Annotated in this window: 5 protein-coding genes; 4 read left to right on the top strand and 1 reads right to left on the bottom strand. The window is 49.6% G+C overall.

The window, feature by feature from the left end:
- Positions 1 to 184 precede the first annotated feature (184 nt).
- Positions 185 to 2,059, bottom strand: coding sequence for a M64 family metallopeptidase (locus CSQ89_RS18830; protein WP_099407603.1), 1,875 nt, complete (start codon positions 2,057 to 2,059; stop codon positions 185 to 187).
- 788 nt (positions 2,060 to 2,847) lie between these two features.
- Between CSQ89_RS18830 and CSQ89_RS18825 the strand changes: the two genes are divergently transcribed.
- The 4 genes from CSQ89_RS18825 to CSQ89_RS18810 all read left to right on the top strand — a co-directional run bounded on the left by CSQ89_RS18825 (position 2,848) and on the right by CSQ89_RS18810 (position 6,427).
- Positions 2,848 to 4,170, top strand: coding sequence for a sodium-dependent transporter (locus tag CSQ89_RS18825; RefSeq protein ID WP_099407602.1), 1,323 nt, complete (start codon positions 2,848 to 2,850; stop codon positions 4,168 to 4,170).
- A gap of 272 nt (positions 4,171 to 4,442) precedes the next feature.
- On the top strand, positions 4,443 to 5,306 hold the full coding sequence (locus tag CSQ89_RS18820; RefSeq protein WP_099407601.1) for a hypothetical protein: 864 nt from the start codon (positions 4,443 to 4,445) through the stop codon (positions 5,304 to 5,306).
- 201 nt (positions 5,307 to 5,507) lie between these two features.
- Positions 5,508 to 5,738: a hypothetical protein gene (locus CSQ89_RS18815; protein WP_099407600.1), complete on the top strand. Its 231-nt coding sequence runs from the start codon at positions 5,508 to 5,510 to the stop codon at positions 5,736 to 5,738.
- Positions 5,739 to 5,797: 59 nt separating this feature from the next.
- Positions 5,798 to 6,427 (top strand): dienelactone hydrolase family protein, encoded by a 630-nt coding sequence (locus CSQ89_RS18810; protein ID WP_099407599.1) that lies wholly within the window; start codon positions 5,798 to 5,800, stop codon positions 6,425 to 6,427.
- Positions 6,428 to 6,920 lie beyond the last annotated feature (493 nt).

The raw sequence follows: 6,920 nt of genomic DNA, 5'->3' as shown, positions 1-6,920 counted from the left end.
GTTTACGATCCACGCTTCCTTCCCACGCTCGGTCGCCCTCACGCAGTTGCGCTTCACTTCGTTCGCTGTGATCAACTTACGGCGGGACTTCCACCCGCAGGAGTGCGCCCATGCTGGGCGCACAAAATCAAATCCCCTGGCCTTGTACAGGCACAGGGGACAAGAAACTAACTACGTTGATTATTTATTGCCAGTAAGCAGAAGTGCGCCTATCTGAGTTAACCCACGGTTGATAATATGTACAACGCGTGGGAACACAAGTACTACCGTAAAGAGGGTAGTTTCCTGTCTGCGCCCCATCGAGAGTTACCGTAAAGGCATAGCTCTGCCCATTGAATAGCGCCTTATCACCATTCCGATACTGACGAGACTCCTCAAAAGTATCTGTCGCTTTCGTGCCTCCGCCGCCCGTAGTACCGCCACCGCTTGTGGTACCGCCCCCGCTATCCGTACCAGTCCAATAGACATTCAGCCAACCGCCGTATCTGAAGGGGCTCCTATCGTTGCAGGAGGCTGGGGCGCAGGACGAACCCCATATCCAGTAAGTGCCACCAGGCTGGTTGCTTACCATCAGTGTAAGGGTGTAGCGTTTGCCGTTTACTTCGACAACATCGCCATGCTTGTATTTGGCACCGCTGTCGTACTTGCCGCCAGTACCACCAGTGCCAGTGCCAGTGCCAGTGCCAGTGCCAGTGCCAGTGCCAGTGCCAGTGCCAGTGCCAGTGCCAGTGCCAGTGCCAGTGCCACCGCTACCCGGCTTGTAGTAGCTATCGATTACCGCAGCAGCGATTTGTTCATTCACGATATGCCAAGGTTGGCCCAAAGTCCGCATACGCGAATTCTCGGTGGGGCGATACATACCCTGGTCACAATAACGGGCGCCAGGGAATAAACCCACCGTACCATTGGGTAGGCGATTAGTCGGCGTAGGGACCTGCACATTGGCCGGGATCTGGTTGCTCCATTTTGCGGCGTAACGGGACCCCTGCAAGGTTGCATTCCCCTCGCTTGGCTCACTGCCTTTATTACAGGTACCGTAGTCATACTCGTCAGCCAAACGGAAAAGCGTATGACCTATTTCATGCAAAGCCAATTCGATAGCGCTGTCGGCCATGGTCAAAACAGCAGTTCGACCGCCAGAACCACCATAACGGGTGGTATTAGCAACCACCACGATCAAGTCACGCGCATCTGCAGCAGTCACTGCGCCCACAATATTGAGCACCTTAGTATTGTCAGCACAGACTAAGCGATCCAGGCCGGCACAAGCTGCCTCCACACCTAGGGCAGTGTCTTTGCGAATATTCCTATCCAGCTCAGTCACACCGGAATTATTACTCACCACATCCACCCGGCGAATATTTATGCGGTCCCGCTTGGACGCAAACAACGGATCAGCCAGGAGGCCATCCGCCACCTTCTTCGCATCATTCGCCCACTTACCCATTTCGTTATTGGTATAGCCATCACCGATCAATACAATATCCAAGCGGCTGGCAGAAGACCCGGTGTTATGGAGCATTGCGGTAGTAGCCGGCGCAGCATCCAACATCATCGCTTGTGGTTTATTGATCAGGCTATCAATCAGCTTGCGACTGAACTTCGTGGTGGTAGATGCGCCAACTACACTCGCTTCAGCAGCCATCCCCGTATTCGACACACTGCGAACAGGCTTCGATACAAGTTCGATGCGATCCAATTTTGCCGAGGATGGAACCCGAACTTCGAATGCGGTCTGGGGTTGCAGAATCGGCTTGACTTGCTCGATCTGCCCGGTGCTTGGATCAAACGCTTCTGCATGCAAAACTGCCGGGTTTTCCACCCTGCTGCGGAATATTTCCTTACCTTTGCTATCACGCCCCACGACGTAGATGTCCGATGCATTGGCTTTTACCGTATCGGGCGTCGTGGAAAATTCGCCAGTCTGGGCATGGGTTAACTCATAATCGCTCGCACCACGATTATTGGTCTGCGTCACCCGTATCAGCAGGTTGTCTGCCGAATAAGCCATTTGACCAAGCGCAGTAATGCCCAACCAAAGAGGGAGTAAATGTTTCATGACGTCCTTCTATCTATAAATAAATTAATTAATTAATTAATTCAACAAAAGTTATGATTACATAAATGACTTGCATTACAACTATTTCCTTGAGAGTTCATAAGTTCACGCCCTACACACTATGTAACCTATTTATATACTTACACAACAGTATCCAGTGTATTTTTATGCGCATGGCATGTCAATGAAGTGCCAAAAATACCGGCTCCCATCACCCGTCTTGACACCTTTCAGAACCTCATCACCACCCCTACTTGCAAGACTGGGCAATACACGCCTTTCGGCGGCTTGTCCGGATTAACTACACAAAATCTCGAAAATCGCAGCGCAAATGCCTCCAGCGAGACAAGGCTGTATTTTCTGTTATCGTGACACCGTACTTATGATCCTAGATCAAGAAAACAAATACATACTCTCCGCTAAGCTAAGCATTGCACCACACGGGGATATTTTCCTTAATCGCCCCGTCATTACAAGACAATAGCCAGCGGGGGGAAGTACGGCGCAGAAAACCGAGCGCAGTCGGGTATATGAGGATTTCAAGCGCATATGAGCTGGGAGCACACACTGCATGTCCACTCCATCACGCTGGCTGCTAGTGCCACTAATAGGTATACCGCATCCAAAACCGGGGAAATCAATGGTAACGGGTTAATTCAAACTATGCCGAAACCGGCCGATCAGCACACTACTGCACTCCAATGAACCAGCAAATGCTAGTGTTTTCTCTACTTGTGCCACTTCTGTGAATCTGCACAATCTAGGTACTACTACTAAAAGAGCAAGCGATGTCTTCACGTGCAAATTGGGGTTCAAAACTCGGGTTTATTTTGGCAGCTTCAGGCTCTGCCGTCGGCTTAGGGGCAATCTGGAAGTTTCCGTATGTCGCAGGGAAAAACGGTGGCGGTGTATTTCTGCTGGTTTACCTTGCCTGCGTATTCACAATTGGCATTGCGATGCTATTGGCTGAAATGGTAATTGGCCATTCCGCTAAAAAATCAGCCACAACCGCTTACCGTGATCTTAAAGGCGGGCTTTGGCCATGGGCTGGGCGACTTTCAGTACTATGCGTGTTTGTTGTGCTCGCATTCTATTCGGTTGTGGGGGGGTGGACATTTGCTTATCTATGGGGTTCTATTACCGGGGAGGTATTGACCACCGATACGGCTGCACTCCGTAAATTATTCAAATCATTCACTGCCAGCCCGCAACAAGCCTTAATCTATACGGCGCTTTTTTCTACAGTAACCGCGGCAATTGTATTGGGTGGGATTGAAAAAGGAATAGAGCGCGCCAGCAAGATTTTAATGCCCGCATTATTTATCTTGATGCTGGTTCTTATCACTCGTTCATTAACACTGCCTGGCGCCATCAATGGCGTACTGTATTTCATCACGCCGGACTTCACCAAATTCAGCAGCGAAATGGTGATTGAAGCAATGGGCTTGGCGTTATTCTCGCTATCGGTAGGTGGCGGTATGATTATTGCCTATGGCTCTTATATTGCGCCCGAAACAAAGCTTGTCGGTGCTACCCTATGGATTACGGTATTGGCGACTCTAGCGAGTTTACTGGCAGGCTTAATGGTGCTACCTGCCGTGTTTGCGTTTCATGTCGACCCTGCTATCGGCCCAAGCTTGACCTTTATCACCATGCCCGCTTTATTTGCACAAATGCCCGCTGGGCAATTTTTTGCCATTAGCTTTTTCCTGCTGTTGATTTTTGCTGCGCTGACTTCGTCCGTATCCATCTTGGAACCTATTGTTTCATTCCTAATGGACGAATTTGGCATGCAACGTAAACCCGCAACCATCACCACTGCAATTGCAGCTTATGGCCTGAGCATACCTGCAGCTTTGTCATTTGGTCCTTTGGCCGGCGTAACTGCTTTTGATAAAATTCCATTTGATCTGATGGATTATCTGGCTTCCAACATCATGATGCCTGCAGGTGGTTTATTAGCGGCACTCTTTGTAGGCTGGGCCATTTGGCCACGCATCCAGCAAGAACTAAGTGCACAAGGCGCAAATCTAATCTTGCCAATTTTCCGCATGTTGTGTGCAGTCATTGCACCTATTGTGATTTGCGTGGTTTGGATTCATAACCTTTAATCGACACCGCTTCAAAAAGGGCACTATTAGAAGCCACCATTTTTGTTTAATACAAGTTGCGAAGCAATATAGCGCAATATCACAACAAAAATGTGGCTTTTAAGGTGCCCTTCTTTTATTTCTGCCATACATCATGATTTAAGTGTCAGTACACATTGCAGTTTCTGGATAATTCGCCTTATTCATATCCGAATACGGTTTTTCTGAATCGCGGTTTTTTCAACGCTAGTTCAGAAAATTATTCCATTACGCAATTAATCTGAAACTTACCCATGCGAATCACTTCACGCAGCTTGGTCGGGCTTGCCTACATCTTCTGCGCCTTATTCAACACTGCCCATGCCAACACGATGACAGACCGCCCCATGGTAGCGCGCAGTCTGTTGATGAATTTGATACGTGCAGATGGTGGCAGTGACGCCAGAGTAATCACCGCACAGCTCGCCTTACCAAATCAGCAGTCCTCCCGTGACTTTCTACTCAGCTTGCAAGCCAGTTGGCAAAACAACCAGGGCCGCCAATCCATCAATGTGCCATTACCTGTAAAAAACTGGGGAAGTGGTGGCGGCAATTCCCCTTGGCAGTTTAAAGATGCGCAAATGCAGCTTTATTTCAAAAACCTGTTTAGTACCGCTATCACCGGCTTACGCAACCAAGGCTATGCATTCCAGTTATCGAAAAACGACCTGTTCCATGGTCATATTTTCTCGTTCGAACATGATGGCTTCACCGATTTCGGTATCGTGTTCCATGCCAAGGAATACCCTAATGATGCCGATATTGTCGAGCAAAGTGGTGGCAAAGGAGCAGACAGTAGTTTTTCAACCGCTGACACCAACTACAAGCTACGTAATCTCATATGGATTGCTTCCGCATCAAAAATCTGGGCAATTCATGCCAATCGCCCCGCGCTAACTCCACTGATTACAGTGGAATGGTTCGACTCAAACAGCAGCGACCCAATCTTGCAGAACCTTTATCGCCTGCAACTCAAAGCACTGACGGTACAAGATGGGTACTTCAGCGACCTGGGACGTGCCTTGGGCAGCATCAACTTTTTCTCGCGAGAAACTATTCTGCAGCTGACGAATCAACCCAGCAGTAATACAACCATCCAGGACACCCTGTATTTCTAATCGTGATACTTCCATGGCATCGCCCACAATTAAAACCTATATGGTTTTAGAACCTGTCTAAAGTCTGCTGCGCGTCGGCAATATGGCGTTGAAAACACCCTGGAATGCTCATTTACCACTTGTAAACTCCGCTTCCTCAGCTGTTTTCGCCTTATCTTGCCTTAGCTCGCGAGACTTTAGACAGGCTCTTAGAGGATTACCATGCAAACCACCACGCGCCTTACCCTATTTCTCGCCGCGAACATCCTTACCACGACGGCCCAGGCCGAGATTATTGAACGTAACCTGCCTATCATTTCGTACGTCAGCTTTCGCTCTCTCGACCCGGTAAAACCGCTTACCGTATCGGGCCAATTACGGGTACCCGCGGGCACCAAAGATAAAGTGCCAGCTGTCGTAATTGTCCATGCCTCCGGCGGTGTGGACACTTGAGGTGGATTTTATGCCGAAGCGCTCAATCAAAGCGGCATAGCCACCTTGGAAATCGACTTGTGGGCAGCGCGTGGTTGGGTGGCGTCAGCGGCCGCCCGGCCGGCGTCTCAGAAACCCTACCCGATGCTTATGGCGCGCTCAAATTCCTCGCCGAGCAACAGCATATCGACGCCACTCGTATTGGCATCATGGGTTTTTCGTGGGGCGATGTAGTGACCATGCTGACGGCAACCCAGCCCTACACATCTCGCTACATGGATGGGAAGCTGAAATTCGCCGGTCATGTCGCACATTATCCGGTGTGCTGGGCATATAACCGTGTACCAGGCTACGAATTCCGCTCATTTACGGGTTCGCCGGTGCTGATTCAAGCCGGGGAGCTCGATGCCTATGATGATCCTGACATCTGCCCTCCCCTCGTCCAATCGTTAACCTCAACGGACCAAACCTCTATTTCACCGAAGAGGTACAGAAATGCAACCCACGCCTGGGACAGATTGCAACCTGCCATCACCGTCACCGTCACCGTCACCGTCACCGACCCCTTTTCACAAAAGGACAGAGGCGGCCAAGTAGAAATGGTTCCGAACCCCGTTTATGCCTTCATTGCTCGTGCCAAAGCGGTTCGCTTTTTCCAAAAGACATTTGGTCTGGCAGAACGTTACAACGATGAAGCAAAAGCAGACTGAATAGGGCCACGTATTAATCCGGCAATATGAAAGAGCATATAGGCTTACGGTACATGGCACCTAATACATTGTTTAGAAAAAGCTTTTGGTTTTTTCCATATTCTCTATCTAATTGCCGCATTAATAAATACAAAACGCCAATAGGCTGATGCGCTATACATTGGAAGCCTTCTCAACATCGCCCCTCTTTAATCAGCCAATGCCAGGCTATTCCCGCATTGGCCTTTCCTATACTTAAACTTGGCTGGCTTATCGCCCCCTGCTACCAAGATGCCCTTCCGCCACATTTTGTCAGCCTCCTGATGAAACCCAGGGTGGCAATGCCTGTCAGACCACCATACCATCGTCATTAAGCTGCCAATGGCGCTATTCACCCGGCAACTAAGTGTTGATCAGGCGGCGTACTTGATCCTGGGGTCTTCGAAATAGGAGCACACTCGTTCCGGGGTGTTTTCCAACATCTCCATATGGGCTTTGGTCGCTTGCTTGAGCT

This window comes from Chitinimonas sp. BJB300, assembly GCF_002735695.1.
In the GTDB taxonomy this organism is placed as follows: Bacteria; Pseudomonadota; Gammaproteobacteria; order Burkholderiales; family Chitinimonadaceae; genus Chitinimonas.
The sequence above is the reverse complement of the archived record's forward strand: the minus strand, read 5'-3'. Positions and strand labels throughout refer to the sequence as shown.

Coding starts and splice junctions, on each gene's coding strand:
- CSQ89_RS18825 (WP_099407602.1), top strand. CDS start 2,848: ATGTCTTCACGTGCAAATTGGGGTTCAAAACTCGGGTTTATTTTGGCA.
- CSQ89_RS18830 (WP_099407603.1), bottom strand. CDS start 2,059: ATGAAACATTTACTCCCTCTTTGGTTGGGCATTACTGCGCTTGGTCAA.
- CSQ89_RS18815 (WP_099407600.1), top strand. CDS start 5,508: ATGCAAACCACCACGCGCCTTACCCTATTTCTCGCCGCGAACATCCTT.
- CSQ89_RS18820 (WP_099407601.1), top strand. CDS start 4,443: ATGCGAATCACTTCACGCAGCTTGGTCGGGCTTGCCTACATCTTCTGC.